The organism is Enterococcus sp. S53, from assembly GCF_016516865.1.
GTDB classification, from domain to species: Bacteria; Bacillota; Bacilli; order Lactobacillales; family Enterococcaceae; genus Enterococcus_D; species Enterococcus_D innesii.
In genome coordinates this window covers 86,679-103,822 of the sequence record NZ_JACVUH010000008.1, presented here as the reverse complement: position 1 = coordinate 103,822, position 17,144 = coordinate 86,679, and the positions used below count along the sequence as shown (strand labels likewise).

The following is a 17,144-nucleotide window of genomic DNA, read 5'->3' as shown; positions in this document are numbered from 1 at the left end:
TTATTAATGACCTCCTGCAAATCGTTTCAACTGTTCTTGATCAGGATCCGTTTTGATCTTGTAGTTGTTATTTCCTCCTAAATTTACGATTACTTCTCCTTGTTCGAGTAATGCCAGGTCTTCATACTGTCCATCAGTCAACAGATTTCCCATTGCTTTTTTCATTGTTTCACTGACTGAAGCATCCAGCTGTAGAAAGAATTTCGCATTACATAATTCAAAGACTTGTTTGATTTTTGAAATGTAATCATCAGAAGACGTTTCAGGCAATAGCTCTTGCGGTGATTGTGTCGCAAAGAAAGCACCTGCAGAAAATTTCCGCATTTCTTTTAAGAATTTGACCACTTGTTTGACGACAAATACCGTATCAGGACTTAGGATCTCTTGACATTCATCCAAGAAAAAGGCAAAGAATCGAACTTCATCAGGAGTAATATCGCCATTCTCCAAAGCAATTTTTTGTTTCCGGCCATTTTTAAGTGCCTGGTTCCAAACGATATTCATAGCCGTATAAAGCATGCATTTGTACACTTCATCGTCAAAGTGACCAATCGTTTCAATATCAAAGAAAAGGACATCTTCTTCATCAATATTTCGAAACGTGCTGCGTCCATTGAAGATCGACCCATATTGTTCGCACATTGACGTGATCACCGTTTGAAAGTTTTCCATTTCCACCATTTTGACGTCTGTCACACGATCCTTATAGCCGCTTTCCACAAATTGATCAACGAATTTCTTGAATTCACCAACTGTAGGATATTTTGAAGGATCCAATCCAATGATATGAATATCTTTTTGATTCTGTGTATAGTTTTCAGGTAATAGACCGTAAGAGATATAAAAATCATCCATGATCTTACCAAAATCGAGAATATCTACTGAACGCATAGCAGGATTTAAGAAGCGCACTTTGTTAAAAAAAGTTGCTCTATGCTGCAAGTAACTGTTCAGTTCATCGATCACTTTACCGCTAGTATCGGTGATTGTGGCTAGTGGTTCCATCGGATTTAACATGCCTTCTTTTCCAGAAAGATCATAAATTTTCCCGTTTTGCGACTGAATCAATTTATACCAATCTCGATTTTTTTCAAACCCTCGAATGATCGTCCGCTTGCCATATAACAATTCCTCAATTAGCTTCAGTAACGTCGATTTTCCCATACCAGATTTCCCAAGAAGCATAGAACTAAATGATTTTCTAAGTGCAGTGATCATGTACGGATTATAGATAAATGACCCACCTGTGTCTGTTTTCCCAATATAGCCACCACCCGTATCATTTAAAAATTGGTGATTAAAAGGATAACCGCCACCGATCGCAGAACTTGGCACGGTTATGCCTTCCTTACTGCCTGGTTCATTTTGTTGTTCAGAATAACTTTGAAAGAAAGCTAGCCATTCTTGAGCTTGTTTGCCAATATAAGAAACGGATTTGTAGCCCATGGCTTTGAGCGAACGTCTAAGATCACCCACTTCCTTTTCAAGCTCTTCTTGTGTATCTGCAGTCACATAGATACGTATATCGACCATTTTACTGACTTCGTCGCCTTGATTGATTTCATTTGCGTAACGTTCCAGAGAACGAAACTCATTGACTGCTTCGTTTCGTTGGGTACGGGTTCGGTTTTCTTCTGCTTGTGAGTCTAATTCACGCATAGCTTTGTCAATATCGCTTAAAATGACTTCTTTGTCGATCGGCGCTAGATCGAATTTTGTGATTGAATTTTGATTGTTCATGATCGTGGTTAACCAAAATGGCGCTGGCCGTTTGGCTAATTGATAGATGTGAAGGCAAGCATAGGTACCGTCCCCTGCGACCATTCGGTCTTCAGGAAACGTAATGCCGCCTTGAGGTTGGATTTTTTCGATGAAACTGAGGTCAAAGCCTTCTTTAACAAGTGTTTGAATTTCTTTTTCATTTAACATAATTTTTATCCTCCAGACTAAATCGGGGTATTCAGGTTATTTAATTTAATTAAGATCTGCTCAATTTGTTTCGGCGGAATATCCTTGATTCCTAGATTGGATCCGCCTGCTCGTTTTAGAATCGTTTTGGAAAGATTCAGCTCCTTTTCTGTTTTTCCATAAACGATAAAGTAGAATTCTAAATTTGATAGTTCTTGTTCGACCCACACCAAACGGCTGATCTGTTCTCGAATGATTCTTGCTCGAACGGGGTTTCTTTCTTCCCTTGCCAGCTGCAGCTGTCGGTTCCAATAGACCAGATTATCATCGATATTTGTAGGAAACATCATCGATAAAATACTCATTTCTTCTTCATAGATCCGCAACATATTTTCAAAATGGCGCATAGCCTGATATTGCTCGCTTGCACTGAGACCGTTAATATTTCTTGTCGTGACTTTCAAAAAAGAGAGGTACCGGCCATTTTTTTTGACCACGTTTCCTCTGATCATTTTTTTGATTGGTACCAATTCTTGAATAGAAGGGTTCTCCCCTTTAGTGCGCTTTCGTCCTATTGATCGGAAACTTTGAACTTGTTTTGCGGCCATGCCTTACCCTCTCCTTTTTTTATAGCTTTGTACTTCATACACATTTCGATCCATAACGATCAAGCAATAGATCGTATATAGGTTTCTTCTGTTGCCATTTGACGCTGGCTTTGCACATAGGAACAAGCCAAGGAAAAAGAAAACAATGCCTAATAGGATCGACGTCACAAGAGAAAAATGCAGATACCCTTGTAGATACAAAAGGAACATCGAGGGGCCAAAGACGATCAGAAGATCCAAGATATACAAAGATTTATATTTTAGTTCTTGTTTAATACTTCGTTGAATCACTATATTATGGTATTTATCCATGTTTTTTCCTCCTCTATTGGTACCAATCTGCTTCGTCATAACTGGTTGGAATATGTTCTACCGCTTGACGGTACTCATTTAAAGCCGTTTCTTCTGCTGGCTGACCTTCAGATAAGTGCTTTCGACGACGATCGGTCACTTCCTTGGTTTCTAACAAGTTGTAGCTTTGTACAATATCTTCAGACACGTAACACCGTTCCCCTGACTGATTTTCATACGGTCGGACTTGGACTCTGGCCACAAAGGACACATGAGATCCTCGACACGTCATTTCAACAAAGGACTTTGCGATCGTGCCATACAGCACACATAAAAAGGAATCTGATTGATAGTCAGATTCCTTTTTTGTCTTGAAGTTTCGTTTTGATATTAGCAAGACACGTGTATAACACGTGCCACTTTCCGTTTTCTTTAAGACGGGACTTTCAGCCAATCGGCCTTCAATACAATGGACATTTAACACGAGATCTCCTCCTAAATATAATCATCGGCATTTACTTTATTCATGGATTGATAGATATCATAGTACTCATTTTCTGGTGTCACACTCGACTCTTTCAGGTATTTAGTGGCCAATTCTTTTGGTGTAGAAAGCTCCTTCGTTTTTGATTCAACCGTTGGAATATGATACGTTGGTGCCGTTGATTTTTCTGCAGGTTTCTGGCTAGTCACCGATCGATGGTTCGTTGGTTGTACTGATTGTTTGATCGAACCTGATTTTGGCTCACTACGTCTAGCAGGTATCACCGTTGATCGATCAATTCCTCTACTTGGTGATTGTTGCACTATTTGAGTGCCAGCACTGGTGGACGATGGATTGCTTCGTTGTACGCTCGCTGCTGTAGAAGAACTTACACTTGTAGTCCGTTCAAACGCCACAGAAGCTCCTTCAGGCGCTTGTTCACTCGATTGAACAGATTGACTAGGTGCTACTGCAGAAGTGCCGTAAGACGTTTCTGGTGCGGATCGTTTCACTTCTTGATCATTGGCTCTCTGAGTGTTAGTTGGATTTCCTTCAGAGGCACTCGGATTGTTTGACTGTTGCATATTGTTGTTCTGATTGACTTTGTCAGTCGCTGCTTGGATGGCGGCTTTTCTACTTGGCGTATGGATCGGCGGAATGGTCGTTCGTTGGATTTTTTGTGAAGCGGCCGTTTTCCCTGTTTCCAAACCATTCGTACGATTGCCGTTGATAGGGTCGATCGGTGATTCCGTTCGATTGCCGCTTTCACCCATATGTTTCAGCTCTTCAGCTGAAATATTGCCAATGCTTTTTCCATCTGTTTCTTTTCCTTGGGAAACGGTGCTGGAAGAAGCAGAAGCGTTCATTGGTTGATACATTGTTTCTGGTGAAAGATTGGTTCCTGAAGGCAAATCTCCATTAGCAGAAACCTGATCCTTGTCTTGAACCGATGGACTTATCTGATCATTTGGAACCGCTGATCGATTCGATCCTTGCGTTTGTGTCACCGGCTCTTGTTGGTCATTCATGCCAAATGTTTGGCGCATGTTGGCCGCAAATTCCTGCACACTGCTTTTAGAAGATCCATTGTTTCCTGGAACCGTTGAGCGACTCTGAATCGATTTATCATTGTTATTTTCGTGTACACCGTTATTGACTCTCATACGGCTGACTGCATTTCCGGCGTGCTCTTTAATACTACTACCAGCATTCACTCCACCTTTTACAGCGCTTGTCGCAGCTTTCGCAGCAACTGCTGTACCAACCATAGCTTGCCATCCTGAACGAAGCCCGATATCCAACCCCAGAAATTTCCCAAAGAAATTTGGGCCGTCGATCGTAATTCGGACACCAACAATACAAAGTACTAAATATGGAAGAAAATCGACATCAAGATTACCTATAAATGAAAAATATAACTTAAAGATACTCAAGCTAAACCCTGTCAACATAATCGCTAATAAACTGTTTCCAATATCCAAAAGGATTTTTTTTGTTCGTTGTCCGGTTTCAATATCAGAAACAGAAAGAACTGGAAACATCAACTTTGCAAATAGTAGTTCAATCAAAGACGTTGCAATTATAAATGCAGAGCAGATAAAAGCAAACGACACTGTCAGTAATGACAAAGTGATTGTCCCCGTCCTGTATGAAAAACGGAATTTACCTTCCTTAAAAAAATCAAACATTCCATTTTCTATTTTTTCTGATATGACTTTTCCATCTTCGTCAGTCTTTAACCTATATTCTAGGTAGGAAGTGTCATCTTGATTTTTGGCTTTATCCTTCATGTTTCTGACTTTTTCAGGAGTTAAAACTTCTGATAAATCAGTAGCTTTAAAAGCTTGTTCTGACAAATTGTTTTTTTGAGTTCCCGCATCACTATTCTGTCGAGAAAAGCCATTTTTTGAAGAATACTGTAAGTCCGACAAATTTTCTTTTACAATACTGTATGAAAGTGTGCTTTTCTCAGCCATATCTAAATTTTTTGATTCTCCATAAACTTTTTGAGAAAGCTCCACACTGGATGTAATCAATCCTGGAAGCTGAACACCCAAACAAACAAAAAAGACAGCCCTAAAAAGGCCTGCCTTTAGATCCACTCGTTCGTTTAAAATATATTTATAAGCAATAACAATAATCATAATAATCAAAACAGTGAATGAGACTAATCGCATGCTTGTATATATTTTACCGATTGCCCCATTATCAAGAAATCCAAAGACCTTAAACACTTGATCCAGGATATCTTCCACCCCTGAAGCCAGTTTATAAAGTCCTTTGACCCAGTTTGCACTTATCCATTTAAATAAATAGCTAAATAAAGTTGCATCTTGAATCCATTCACTAAATTTTTGAAGAAAATCCGTTGCTTTTTCCGTTTTACTCACCTTCCAATCATAAAAAAGAAGCCTTGAAAAGGCTCCGTTGTTACATCAAAATATTTTTAAATCCCGCTTATACATGAAATGAATTTAATCGTTTTTCATTTAATTTCTTTAATTCCTTTGTAGTCTGTTCTCAAATTTGCTAAAAGAAGCTCTAATGTATCCTCTGATCCATAGTAATCTTCGTATCCAGTATCACTTATATCCAATTTATTATTTTGGTAAGGAATAGACGAATATCCAAGTGCTTTATAAAACACTTTATTTTCGGTTTCTTCTCCATCAGAATCTCTATCTATTTTTCTAACTTCATAAATAGATAGAACTCGAAATGTTTCTTTTTCGCTAAGAAGGCCTTTCTCTGAACAATAGTAGTTTCCTTTATTAGTTGAGGAATACGTTGTACTAGTAAATCCGTAATCATAGCTTTCGAATTCTTTTTTTGATAAATCGTCGATTAAACTAAGAATATCCGCTAAATTAGATATCTCACTAAAGTCTTCTAGATTTGAGACACTTAATTTTACATTGTTATCTCCTTTGATAAATTTACCTTCATCTTCTAATTCCGTAATATAGGAATCAGAAACCTTTACATTCACAGAATCTCCATTGCTATAAGTACCGCTTCCAGCTAACTCCTCATATACAAAATCATCATAAGTCGCCTTTCCAGCCCCGTCAAATCCAGTGAATACAATAGGCTCCTTTTCTACTATACTTTTGATATCTATATTTTCACCTTTTTTGAGTCCTGTAACTTTGTATTCTTTTTCTTGATGAGGTATGGGAAATTCACTTGAGGTGGAAGTTATAGTAAATTTGACAATATCTCCATTTTTGAGATCACTGGTTTTATCGAATCCATACTCAACACTTTCAAATGCTTGATAAGCTTTATAAGCTTTTTCATAATCATTGGGAGTACTCTTAATATAGTCAATGGTAATTTCGTTCTCACTTATCAATCCTTTTGCTTGATCTTTTGATAAACCAGATTCAATTAATAAGTACTCTTGGATACTATGCTCTAAATCATCCTCATTATAATTTAAGTGACCATTTTCATTGTATCCAGAAAATTTTGGATCTATCTGTGAAATGAAGTTTGTCTTCTTTTTATTAACAACTCCTATTGCTACTGAAACACATACCAGAATTAAAACAATAGTAAATATCCATCTTTTACTTTGAAACTTTTTGAAATTCATATTAACCCAACTTTCTCGTTTTTTACTATATTAATATAAATCGGTTTGACTAAAAGATAGTTAACAGTTATATCAATCTATTCTAATTAAATTAGAAATATCTTTATAGTATGGCTTGTTTAAATAGAAATTCGCCAGCTGTAGAAACGCACACCGTTCTTCTTCTTTAAAAAGTGGTTTAAGATCTTCGGTTACCGCTTGTTTCAAAAAGTCGATTAAATCAATTTTTTGTGATTCTTCCGGATCCTCGTCAATCGAAAGTTTGATTATTTCTCGATAGTTTTCCAAATCTTTTGTATCAAAACGGTTGAGGACTGATGCAAAGGCTTCTTCATCGATCTGTAACAGTTCCTCTTCTGACTGAAGGCCTTCTTCCAGAGACAAAAGCAGCGATCGGTTGATTGATTCTGAAATCAAATCATCGACGTCGATTGCGTTTGCTGCTAAATCAAAGGTTTTATGTTCAGAGGGAATGTTAAAGTCTTCAATCGGTCGGTTTGGGTCAAAGTACTCACCCAAATATTCAAATCGGAAAGGCATAGACGTCTCTTTCGTAGAAAAAATAGAGTACGACCGGATTTTTTGGCGCTTTTTGTTTTCCCTGTGCAACCTCAGTACAACCATTTCACCCATCATAAGCGTAGATAATTTATACGGAGTAATTATTCGTTGAGAGCCGACGTTGGTTTGTTTACTCGTATCAAGAGAAAGTGGATCCTGTTCACCAGTCGAATGTTTTTCTACCGTTTTCTCACCAACTCTTTTCGATATTTCTTCGTGCGTATCTTTGTCTTGGCTCATGATATACAAATGGTTTTGGCAATTTTCTTTGATGATCTTCGCCGTATAGTCTCCATATACAGAGCCTAATTGCGCATAGCTTTGTAAAAATAGATCGAACAGAATGTTTCGCCCTAAACAAACGGTCACAATGTTATCCATACTTTCAATGGCTGGCATGTTCCCAAATTCATCCAGGATAAAATGGACTCTTCGGAAGCACTTCCCACCTCTTGTATTTCCAGCATTTTGCGCAAGTGTTGTGTACAGTTGTTTGACAAACATGGAAGAAATCACATTTTTAGACGGATCATAATCCGGCGTGATCATGAATACAGCGATCGGCTTTTCTGTGTAGAAAAGTTCACATTGCTTCAACTCGTCTAAATCTCCGCTGGTTCGATTTAACTCACCATCTTTTTCAAGTAGAGTGATCGAATAGGTTGCTTTTTTATCTTGAAAAACCACTTCTAATTGATCGCCAGTGTTTAAATTCAAATTGAAGTTCAAATCCACCACACCAGCCATATTCGGACGGATCGTTTCTACTCCTAATACTTGCCCATTGCGTAAGAAGCGAACTTTCAAAATTTGATCATACATCGATCGATCAAATTGGAAGAACAACGACTTAGGAAAACCCACCGACTTCAGCCGAAAACTATTTTTTGACGTCATCTTCGCAATCGCTTCAAACCCTTGGAAAATCGTTAACTTATCCAAGACGGCACTTTGAATTGGCCCTTTATTCTTCGAATCCATAGAAGAAAATGAAGAGTATTGTGCTTTGGCGATATGCCCTTGCGGCAAACGTTCAAAGTAGAGATCGAGTTGTGTGTACTCTTTTTTCGTGACCCGATCAATGACTTTTCGATTTGTCATTTCAATGATCCACTGTGCCACATTGTACATTGTAATCTTTCCTAAATCGTCCTTTTCCAAATAATAGTCGATTAGGGCTAAGATCACACCGTTTAACAGCTTCTGCGCACCGCTATAGACCCATTTGTTCTGACCGGCGTTTGGATCGTTGAACAATGCATACGTGAATTGATCCACCAACATCTGCGCAGAAGAAGAATCCCCTCTTACATAAGCATCAATGATCAGCTGCAGCGGATTATAACTCATGGATTGATCGGGTGTTTCTAAATTAAGTACTTGTACCTCATAGCCCCTTTCTTCTAATGTTTCTTTTGATCCTTTGTAGAGTTCTCCTTTCGGGTCATTAAAAATCAGAGAACACTGTTCCTTCGCTCGACTCAAGATATCAGTCAGTGGAAAAACGATCGACTCACCCTTACCTGATCGACTCGTCCCTAGAATGAGTGAATTGACTGTATTGAGATCGATATAAAACTTGTTCATATAGTGCGTGATAGGAATACCGCCCATTCCTTCAAACCGTTCCTTTCGATCAGGTACGGCCGAATATTGCTCTTTGATCTCTTGAATCGTCGCCAAACGGGCGTCTCCTTCTTGCCCATAACTCAATGAATCAAATTTTCGAGTCAGTTTTTTAAAGACGAACCAGGAAAAAAAGAAGGCCAAGGGTAGCGTGATAAGCAGCTGCTTGTTCGTTCCTACATGAATGAACAAGGAACGGGCAAAATAAGGAAACGTTTGAAACAGCTTCCCAGCCGTTGAAAAGTCCTGGTTTATCGAAAGTGTAAAAGCTTGGCCAAGAATCGGCAGAAATGAAACGATAAAATTGATCAGATAGTTGCTCATAAAATAAACAAAGAAGAAGGCACTGAAAAAACCCAGAAACGCTATTGGCGCATGACGCTTCTGTTCTTCAGCGAGTCCTTCTCCTTTTATCGAATAACCCCTTCCGATAAAAAGGGCTAATTTTTTCAGACCGAAAACAGAAAATAATCGGTAGAAAAAGGAGCGTCTCTTACTTCGTACTCGCATAGATGCTCACCTTATTCCAATACCGATTTTGCTTCTTTCGGCTTGTCCTGTAACAAGTAAGCAGAAGCGATCTGTTGCTTTTGACCCATGGTTAAATCCTTTTTCAACGCATCTGAAAGCTCTTGGTAGATTGACGTAATGGCCTTTTGATCTTGTTGTAGAATGGCCAGATCCAATAAACCATAATCAGATTCGCCTAGCTTTGTTAACTGCTTTAAGGTGTCTGTGTCCTCTTTTTCAAAGACGACTTGAACCACGTGGTCAATATTTTCAGGATATTCTTTAGCCGCTTCAATATACTTGCCAGCACTGATTTGATCATCATAAGAAGGAACCGCTGGTTCCGTTGATTCGAAACTTGCATAAGAATTTTCTGTTTGAACAGCTGCAGATACAGTTGTTTGATTTGAATCTTGTTGGGCTATTGCATGAACATAGCCGCCAAATCCTGCCACCGCAAGTAAAACCGCACCACTTAAAGTGATTTTTTTCCATAAAGATGGTTTCCCAGCTGCTTGTTGTACGGCACTTGGCTGTGTTGGCGCTGCCTGTAAAGGCGTGCCTTGTTGTTGCTGTTGGATAAATGCCAGCAGCTGTTGTTGCGTCGCCAAGTTTTCAGCCCCTCTTCGGGTCTGATCATCGAACAATTTTGCTAGAAATTGCGAGATTTCCATTTCTTTTTGTTGATTTTGTTGCTTCGTCGATTCAACATTCTGCACGGCTTTATCTTTTAGGGACAATTCTTTTTCTTTTATAGCCAATTCACGATCACGCTGCGCAAGTACGGCTTTTTCCCGTAACTCTTGTTCATGGATCCGACGTTGCTCTTCAAAGACAGGCTGTGATTCAATCAGTTTTGATTTCATTGATTGTAAGTACTGCAGTTCTTGATCCGTGACTTGTTGCACTGATTCGACCAAGATCGTGCTTAACTCTTCGAGTTGACTGTTCTTACGCTCAATCAATTGGCTGTACTGTGACTTATGAGCTTTTTCTTCATAAGAAGCAGTGATTTTTTCTTCCTCTTGTTCGATTGCTTCTTGTCTCATTTGATTGAGTTGTGCCGCTTTTTCCTGTTTGTCTGCCTGCAGTTTGACATCGATTTGATAAAGCTCGTCTTGATGGCGCTTATTCAATCGTTCCAGTTCTTCTTGTTGGCGCTTTTGGATCCTCGCTTTATCAAGCGCTAATTGATTCTCTAAAGAAGTGAACGCTGCTTCGATCTTATCAGTAAATTCTTCACTTAGAATTGCTTTTTTAGCAGCTAATTCCGCAAGACATTCTTCAGAACCGTCGTCTGCAGTAATTTCTTGATAAGCGATCGTCAACTTTTTGATCAATTTGTTCTCTACGTCATTTTTTAATTTATATAGGCTTGAGATCAACTGTTTGTAGAACGTTGGATTGTATTGCGTCCGGATAAATTCTTTCTTTCGCTCACTAATAAAGTCATTTTTATCGGCTAAATCAAAATACACGATCAATTCTTGCGTTTGACGATCCAGCTTTGCTTCTAGTTTAGCGATCAGCGATTCTATAGGATTAAAAATCGGTTGAGTCGTTAAATCCAAATAGGCGTCCAACGGTGGAATAACGACACTTGGAATCGATTCTTTGACTGTAGAAGGAACAATATCGTTCTGAGAAGCTTGTGGGCTAAGAATTTCTTCTTTTTCCATTTCTAGATCTTCAAGAGGAACTCCATCTTCTTCCTCGACGGTTTCGTAATCAGGGACATAGTTGTCTTCGGGCAACTCCAAGGCTTCTTCTACAAAATTCTCTGAAGGTGATTCTTCAATTAGTGGTACGGCTACTTGTTGTTTTTTCGGCAGTACACGAGAAAGAAGATTTTCCGCAACCTCCGGCAATTTCACTTCTGGCAAGGACAAGCCGCTAAGAAATGATGGTTTTGGTTCGTTGACTTCTTGTTCAACAGGTTCAAATGACTGATCGAACTCGACTAAAAGATCATTTTCCAATTCCTCAAACTGTTCTTTTTGGCTTCCCTTTAAGTTTCTAAGCTCCTGAATAATATCCTCGTCGATCAGTAGGTCTAAAGGTACATCTTTTGTTAAGGGGAGAGTGAACTCCCAATAGTCTTTTGTTCCTTCTATACGATGGATCTCTAAAGTCATCTTATTATCCAGCGGCCCAACGTCTGCTTGAACCTGGTAAAAAAGTTCTCTCGCTTCAGGAAGAGAATACTTCTTTTTCAGGGTCAATCGCTTCGTAGCTTTGATTTCTTTTGGTAATTTTGTAAAACGCAAAATATAATTTCCCATGGTTCTCTCCTTTAAAAAAAGATGGAAAGTGCTAATGCTTCCCATCTTTTTGTACATTTAATTTTAGAATCCTTTACCAATCCCTTGAAAGTAGGTTGCTAATGAAACTGCTGACATAATTACGATCATTCCTAAAGCAATCCGAAACCACATACTTTTGGCCATGTCCGCTTTTCGATCTGAACTCATGAAAATAATTCCGGCAACGATCGTCATAATAACGGCCAGTGGTAGTGATAGTTTTTGTAGTGCTGTGTAGATTGTTTTTCCTGAATTATCTAAAGAAGTGACCCAATCATTCGTTGGTAGTGTTAGCAGTGCTAGTTGTAGTTTCATTAACATGTTTATTTCCTCCATTTTTCACTTGGTTTTTATCTGATACAAGAGTATTGATTTTTGAAAGCACGTAAGACTCGCATTGCTTTTCAATCGTTGATTCTTCCCATTCCTTGTCTTTTCCTTCAAGAATGGCCATTTTTTTATCTCGTAAATGATCATTCGTCCATTCCTTAAAGGTAATACCTTCTTGAGAAAGTAATTCTTTTGCGGCTTCTACAAATGGTGAAGCCGCAGATTTTTTCCCTGCCATATGCTTCTTCCTTCCTGGCTAATTGATTATCTGAAAAAAGAAAAACCCCTCGATTTTTTCGAGTAGGTTCGCTTTTGTCTTGGTTCCATTTCCGGCAATGCTTTTTGTTCTTCGTTGAATTGCCGATTGATTTCTTGGTAAAGCTTTTCTCCTTCCAAGCGATTTGTCTCAAGAGTGGATATCTCCTCTTGCAACATATCTAACAGTTGTACCGTGTTCCGTGTAGGATCAACGACCACGTCTTCTAAGATTATTTCTTGTTCGCCATTGTCAATCACTACTGACAATTTCGTAGGCTCCGTGATTGAACGCTGTAGCTGTTCCATGATCTGTTGTGCTTGAAAGATACCGTGAACCATCTTTGTGTTCAATGCACGGTATTTTCGTGTCAATTTTTTGTTGACGTGCGAAAAATGTACCCGATATTGCCCGGACACACGATCACCCCTTTCACATTCTTATGCTTCCTTGTGTCCACCACTGTTCCCATGCAGCTTTTATGACGTCTTGATAATCAATGACTACTTTAAGAAAAAGCGCACCCACGACCAAACTGATGATCAACCGCAATAGCTTTGAAAATACTTTTCCCATATCTTCACCTCACTTGAGAAGGCGCTTGACCTTCAATTCCGATTTTCACAGAGATATTGTCCGGTAGAAATAAAACTGGATAGGTCGCTTTGATCGTATAAGCCACCGTATCTCCAAATGCGGCCTTTTTCCCTAGTTGTGTACTTTCTATCGTATACCATCCGTGGAATTGTTTAGTTGAGTACTCTTTAAGTTCTGAAACTGCTTCAGCTGTCAGTCCACCTTTTCGCTCGATCTGATAATTGACTTGTTGGCGATAAGTAGTGATCGTTTGAAGTTGATAACCGAAAACGACGACGCTCAAAAAGGCAAGCACAGTCAAACAGTAAAACAGCATGCTGAAAATTTCTCCCTGACTATCTTCTACATCCATAATTTATGCTCCTTTCTTTAGAGATAAACATAGACTTTTCCAAGTTGGAAAGGAATGATCGCAATAGAAGCACCGAGAACAAAGATCAAAATCGCTCCTACTAGCTTCATATACAACCCCGAAAATCGACTGAGCTTAAAATGGATGATTTGTTCAATACCGGCCATCATTTCTTCACTGGCAATCCTGGAAAGCTGATCGATCACTTGCAAATTCGCTGATCCTTGTGCCAAACGTGCCAAAGTAACCATAAATAACCGGCTGCTGTCAGTGCCAGACATTTGTTTAGCGAACATCTTAAACGGATCGAAACTGCTTGGATTTCGACTCATATCCAACATGAGCCGTTGTAAGATCTTCTTATCGATTTCATGTGGCATCCTTGGAACGATTCGCTCAAAAACAGAACGAAGATTGATCCCCCCTCTTGTTTGTTTTAATATCGGAACAAGTAGCCGTGAAAATTTTGAAAATTGAATTTGACGTTCAAATCGAAACTGCTGATAAACGACCTTAACTGATTTGATCGTGTCCAAATAAATCAGCACACTGACAACTAGCCCAATAGGAATCAGATACAAACTCATTAAAAAGCCAAGAACCACAAAGATAGAAAAACAGATGGCAGAGGTGCGAATTTTCTTTTTCGCCCACTTTTCAATGTTTTCCTTAGTATTATTCATTTCTAATAGATTTTGATAAACAACATCTGAAAGTAAACGGGAAAAAAATGGTCGATTCTCACTTGGTTCAGCGGTTTTGTTTCGAATAACGAGATTCATTTTTTGGTTCGCACCCCCAATTCCGTGACAGAATCATCAAAATACTGCTTGAAGAAACTATTTAAGATCACACTAAGCGAAATGAGACAAATGGCTGAACTGACATAACCGATTGGATGGTGCGCATAGCCGTCCATGTATTGCGCAAAATCACCATTCATGAAGAAAGAAACTCCATGAAATAGTAAGATAATAGCGCCCATTAAAAAAAGAAGTGTTTGCACACCGCTTAACATTTCATTCTTCTTCTTTAGAAACGAATTGACTTTTTCTAACATTTTACTGTGGTGTTCTGTTAGGTATTGCAACGAATCTGTATTGTTTTTCCCTTCTTGAATAATCGTGTCAAGCTGTTCCAAATACTGACCAAAAATCGCATCATCATGATACTTTTCAGATAAGGTATTCAATAAATAAGAGACCCGTTCCGGATCAGACCCTACACCAAGAGCGGCATACAAGCTTCGGAGATCTTCAGAAAGTTCTCCTTCTGTTTCATCGATCACATAGGCCAACGACTGAAGAACAGTCAAATCATTGTCCATTGTCACTTGTGTGAGATTCAAAAGAAATTTGTTTCTGGCCACCAATGACTGTATCTGGTACCGCCGATTCACGACCTTTGGCAAGATAAACCGATAGCCGTAGATGGCACCAATCACTGTACACCCGACAACGATCCACCAAATATACGTCAGAATCAATGAAAAAACGCCTAAGACTACAGCTGGGAGTCCAACGAGCTGAACGATCTCTTTTTGCTTTAATCGCTGCCCGTAAGCACTGTTTAATGCATGTAATTCTTCAAGATTTACACGGTTTTTAGTTTCCGTCTGAAGTTGATTGATCCGCAAACTCTTTCACCGCCTTTTGAAGAATCTGTTCAAGCTCTTCCGATTTATTAATCTTTTCATTGGTCATTTCAGGAAAATCAAAAGTTAAGAAGCGTTCTGCTAGCTTTTCCTTGTACTGATCAGACAACTGACCCGTAGTAACATAGAACTGCCCGTTGTTTAATACTTGTTTAAACAAAGTAGTGGCCGTATCTTTTACTGAATACTCTACGATTTCTGACAAATATCGAATTTTTTTGAAAATAAGATTTTCCGAATCGATCTCGATATAAGCAGTTTTGATCTGAAACCCAAAGTCAAAGAATGTAAGGATATCTTCAGTAACTGCTTCTTCATTGATTTTGTAAACCATACTAGACATGGTGACTAACCTTCGAGGATGTGCGCGACAATTTGTTGAGTGAATCGACGTCAATCCCGAATGGTTTGTCCGTGCAGCTTGGATCATTTCATAAGCTTCAGAACCCCGTGTCTCTGACGGAACGATCCATTTAGGATAATTCCGTAAAGCGGCTTGAACCAGATCTGAAATCGTCACGATATTTCCTGTAACGAGAGAAAAAATATCATGATCTGGCAAAAGTTCCTTGATCCTTGTTTCAGGAACGTCCTCAATCATAAAGATACGGTCTTTTTTTGGTACAAAGGACAACATCATTTTGATCAATTCTGTTTTCCCAGAACCCGTCTCCCCACCGATCACGCTCATTGATCCAGCCTTCATAATTATTTTAAGAAAGTCTAAAACAAAAGATGGCGCAAAATCGACAAACGTTTCTTCGGTCAACACTAGACCTGGTCGACTGACCCGTAAGGACATCGTAGTGCCACTTGGACTGATCACTTGATGCATAGCGTTTAATCGTAAATTTCCTGATACACTATCCAAGATAGGGTCATTTCGAGTAAATGGCTTTCCTACAGCATCCGCGAACTTCTTTACGATTCGAAATACCGTCTTTTCAGGATCGGTCAACTGTAATTGTTCTGCCGTGTAAATTCGTAGTTGATCCGCACTTTCGACGGTTAGAAACGTGCTGTTCCATCCGATATCCGTGATTGTCTCGTCTTGCAAAAGCAGGCGATCGATAAATTCAAAGCCGACGATCTCATTGATAACATAAGCCGCTTTTTTGTGTCCTTCGTCATTTTTTCCAAATCGTTGTTCTTCTTGAACCAACTTAACGAGCTTTTCACGAGAAACTTTAGAAGTGAAGGCACGCATCACTTCATCTGGATAGTGCTCGACTAAATCGTCTCGAATCACTTCGACTCGACTATCTTCAACTAATTTTTTCAAATAATCGTCTTGCTCTTCTTCAGCAGCTGAAGGTACATTGCGAAATTGATTGGTAGTCACGAGATTTCTTACATTTCTTAACACGTCTTTTTCATCTTGAAAGACGGACTTTTTTTCTCTAATAACAACCATTGATTTACCCTCCTTCCGGCGTACTTAAAATGCATGTGGCTTCGTCAATGGATCCATCGGACTCTACATAGGCACGAATGCCTTTGATTCCTTTGTTATCTGCTTCTTTTAAGTAGTTGAACGTCACTTTTACCGTTTTTTTTGCATAAAACGGCTGCTTCTTGATCGTCTGCTCAAACTCTTTTTCAAAGTTGGCTTGATCCAAGTAAAAAGTGCCTGGTTGAATGCGTGCAGAATCATCTTTGTTACTGATTGCAGCTGTTCTTAACGCTTCAGTAATGTTAAATGCTTCCGTATCTTTCTTGGCATTTCCGATAAAAAACCACGCAATTAAAATCATAAAAAGTGCTCCTACGATCATAACCGTGATCTGTCGCCAATAATGTGTCATTCCTCCCTCTCCTAACCAAGAAAAAGGAGAAGACAAAGAGTGTCTTCCCCGATCATCTTTTTATCCATTATTTTGTTGGTAATGTTGAAACGTAAGTAGTGATTTTAGCGAGCATTTGTGTTGTTAAGTCAGGAAAAAATACGAAAGCTGCACCCCCGACGATCGCAACTAAACCTACTGCAATCGCAATGTTCATCAATGTGTGAGAATGATGTTGAACTGTATCCATGAATGTCACCTCCCTTCAGTAGAAATAGAAAC

Annotated in this window: 18 protein-coding genes; all 18 read right to left on the bottom strand. The window is 39.0% G+C overall.

Features of this window, described 5'->3' with window-relative positions; all coding sequences use genetic code 11:
* Window positions 1-3: 3 nt before the first annotated feature.
* The 18 genes from IAE45_RS11585 to IAE45_RS11500 all read right to left on the bottom strand — a co-directional run bounded on the left by IAE45_RS11585 (window position 4) and on the right by IAE45_RS11500 (window position 17,112).
* Entirely contained in the window at window positions 4-1,929 is a 1,926-nt protein-coding gene (locus tag IAE45_RS11585) for a VirB4 family type IV secretion system protein (RefSeq protein WP_200127098.1), read from the bottom strand.
* Window positions 1,930-1,946: 17 nt separating this feature from the next.
* Window positions 1,947-2,516: a hypothetical protein gene (locus IAE45_RS11580; protein WP_005230823.1), complete on the bottom strand. Its 570-nt coding sequence runs from the start codon at window positions 2,514-2,516 to the stop codon at window positions 1,947-1,949.
* Window positions 2,517-2,519: 3 nt separating this feature from the next.
* Window positions 2,520-2,828, bottom strand: a complete 309-nt coding sequence (locus tag IAE45_RS11575) for a DUF5592 family protein (protein ID WP_005230821.1) — start codon at window positions 2,826-2,828, stop codon at window positions 2,520-2,522.
* A gap of 13 nt (window positions 2,829-2,841) precedes the next feature.
* Window positions 2,842-3,291, bottom strand: a complete 450-nt coding sequence (locus IAE45_RS11570; RefSeq protein WP_200127100.1) for a single-stranded DNA-binding protein — start codon at window positions 3,289-3,291, stop codon at window positions 2,842-2,844.
* 11 nt (window positions 3,292-3,302) lie between these two features.
* Complete coding sequence (locus tag IAE45_RS11565) at window positions 3,303-5,681, bottom strand: pLS20_p028 family conjugation system transmembrane protein (protein WP_200127102.1); 2,379 nt, start codon at window positions 5,679-5,681, stop codon at window positions 3,303-3,305.
* 95 nt (window positions 5,682-5,776) lie between these two features.
* Window positions 5,777-6,889 carry a hypothetical protein gene (locus tag IAE45_RS11560; RefSeq protein ID WP_200127104.1) on the bottom strand — a complete coding sequence of 371 codons (1,113 nt, stop codon included), beginning with the start codon at window positions 6,887-6,889 and terminating at the stop codon, window positions 5,777-5,779.
* 72 nt (window positions 6,890-6,961) lie between these two features.
* Window positions 6,962-9,586, bottom strand: a complete 2,625-nt coding sequence (locus IAE45_RS11555; protein WP_200127106.1) for a VirD4-like conjugal transfer protein, CD1115 family — start codon at window positions 9,584-9,586, stop codon at window positions 6,962-6,964.
* Between the two features lie 11 nt (window positions 9,587-9,597).
* Window positions 9,598-11,868: a hypothetical protein gene (locus IAE45_RS11550; RefSeq protein WP_200127108.1), complete on the bottom strand. Its 2,271-nt coding sequence runs from the start codon at window positions 11,866-11,868 to the stop codon at window positions 9,598-9,600.
* A gap of 63 nt (window positions 11,869-11,931) precedes the next feature.
* The gene (locus IAE45_RS11545) at window positions 11,932-12,210 is read right to left on the bottom strand and encodes a hypothetical protein (protein WP_230319195.1); all 279 of its coding nucleotides are present in this window, start codon (window positions 12,208-12,210) and stop codon (window positions 11,932-11,934) included.
* Window positions 12,164-12,457: a DUF5415 family protein gene (locus IAE45_RS11540; protein ID WP_200127110.1), complete on the bottom strand. Its 294-nt coding sequence runs from the start codon at window positions 12,455-12,457 to the stop codon at window positions 12,164-12,166. Before IAE45_RS11540 ends, IAE45_RS11545 begins: the two co-directional genes overlap by 47 nt.
* A gap of 26 nt (window positions 12,458-12,483) precedes the next feature.
* Window positions 12,484-12,894: a hypothetical protein gene (locus tag IAE45_RS11535; protein WP_200127111.1), complete on the bottom strand. Its 411-nt coding sequence runs from the start codon at window positions 12,892-12,894 to the stop codon at window positions 12,484-12,486.
* A 13-nt stretch (window positions 12,895-12,907) separates the two neighbouring features.
* Window positions 12,908-13,051 carry a hypothetical protein gene (locus IAE45_RS11530; protein WP_176462067.1) on the bottom strand — a complete coding sequence of 48 codons (144 nt, stop codon included), beginning with the start codon at window positions 13,049-13,051 and terminating at the stop codon, window positions 12,908-12,910.
* A gap of 4 nt (window positions 13,052-13,055) precedes the next feature.
* Window positions 13,056-13,424 (bottom strand): hypothetical protein, encoded by a 369-nt coding sequence (locus IAE45_RS11525; RefSeq protein ID WP_200127113.1) that lies wholly within the window; start codon window positions 13,422-13,424, stop codon window positions 13,056-13,058.
* 17 nt (window positions 13,425-13,441) lie between these two features.
* On the bottom strand, window positions 13,442-14,206 hold the full coding sequence (locus tag IAE45_RS11520; protein ID WP_200127115.1) for a hypothetical protein: 765 nt from the start codon (window positions 14,204-14,206) through the stop codon (window positions 13,442-13,444).
* Entirely contained in the window at window positions 14,203-15,060 is an 858-nt protein-coding gene (locus IAE45_RS11515) for a type II secretion system F family protein (RefSeq protein ID WP_200127117.1), read from the bottom strand. The genes IAE45_RS11520 and IAE45_RS11515 overlap by 4 nt, the downstream gene beginning before the upstream one ends.
* Window positions 15,029-16,492, bottom strand: coding sequence for a CpaF/VirB11 family protein (locus IAE45_RS11510; RefSeq protein WP_200127119.1), 1,464 nt, complete (start codon window positions 16,490-16,492; stop codon window positions 15,029-15,031). The genes IAE45_RS11515 and IAE45_RS11510 overlap by 32 nt, the downstream gene beginning before the upstream one ends.
* 4 nt (window positions 16,493-16,496) lie before the next feature.
* Window positions 16,497-16,883 carry a hypothetical protein gene (locus IAE45_RS11505; RefSeq protein ID WP_086373492.1) on the bottom strand — a complete coding sequence of 129 codons (387 nt, stop codon included), beginning with the start codon at window positions 16,881-16,883 and terminating at the stop codon, window positions 16,497-16,499.
* Between the two features lie 67 nt (window positions 16,884-16,950).
* Window positions 16,951-17,112, bottom strand: a complete 162-nt coding sequence (locus IAE45_RS11500; protein WP_200127121.1) for a hypothetical protein — start codon at window positions 17,110-17,112, stop codon at window positions 16,951-16,953.
* Between the last annotated feature and the right edge of the window lie 32 nt (window positions 17,113-17,144).

Bases quoted from the DNA above. Each gene is read 5' to 3' on its own strand.
- IAE45_RS11575 (WP_005230821.1), bottom strand. From the start codon at position 2,828: ATGGATAAATACCATAATATAGTGATTCAACGAAGTATTAAACAAGAA.
- IAE45_RS11505 (WP_086373492.1), bottom strand. From the start codon at position 16,883: ATGACACATTATTGGCGACAGATCACGGTTATGATCGTAGGAGCACTT.
- IAE45_RS11540 (WP_200127110.1), bottom strand. From the start codon at position 12,457: ATGGCAGGGAAAAAATCTGCGGCTTCACCATTTGTAGAAGCCGCAAAA.
- IAE45_RS11560 (WP_200127104.1), bottom strand. From the start codon at position 6,889: ATGAATTTCAAAAAGTTTCAAAGTAAAAGATGGATATTTACTATTGTT.
- IAE45_RS11525 (WP_200127113.1), bottom strand. From the start codon at position 13,424: ATGGATGTAGAAGATAGTCAGGGAGAAATTTTCAGCATGCTGTTTTAC.
- IAE45_RS11585 (WP_200127098.1), bottom strand. From the start codon at position 1,929: ATGTTAAATGAAAAAGAAATTCAAACACTTGTTAAAGAAGGCTTTGAC.
- IAE45_RS11550 (WP_200127108.1), bottom strand. From the start codon at position 11,868: ATGGGAAATTATATTTTGCGTTTTACAAAATTACCAAAAGAAATCAAA.
- IAE45_RS11500 (WP_200127121.1), bottom strand. From the start codon at position 17,112: ATGGATACAGTTCAACATCATTCTCACACATTGATGAACATTGCGATT.
- IAE45_RS11580 (WP_005230823.1), bottom strand. From the start codon at position 2,516: ATGGCCGCAAAACAAGTTCAAAGTTTCCGATCAATAGGACGAAAGCGC.
- IAE45_RS11530 (WP_176462067.1), bottom strand. From the start codon at position 13,051: ATGGGAAAAGTATTTTCAAAGCTATTGCGGTTGATCATCAGTTTGGTC.
- IAE45_RS11555 (WP_200127106.1), bottom strand. From the start codon at position 9,586: ATGCGAGTACGAAGTAAGAGACGCTCCTTTTTCTACCGATTATTTTCT.
- IAE45_RS11510 (WP_200127119.1), bottom strand. From the start codon at position 16,492: ATGGTTGTTATTAGAGAAAAAAAGTCCGTCTTTCAAGATGAAAAAGAC.
- IAE45_RS11520 (WP_200127115.1), bottom strand. From the start codon at position 14,206: ATGAATCTCGTTATTCGAAACAAAACCGCTGAACCAAGTGAGAATCGA.
- IAE45_RS11545 (WP_230319195.1), bottom strand. From the start codon at position 12,210: ATGTTAATGAAACTACAACTAGCACTGCTAACACTACCAACGAATGAT.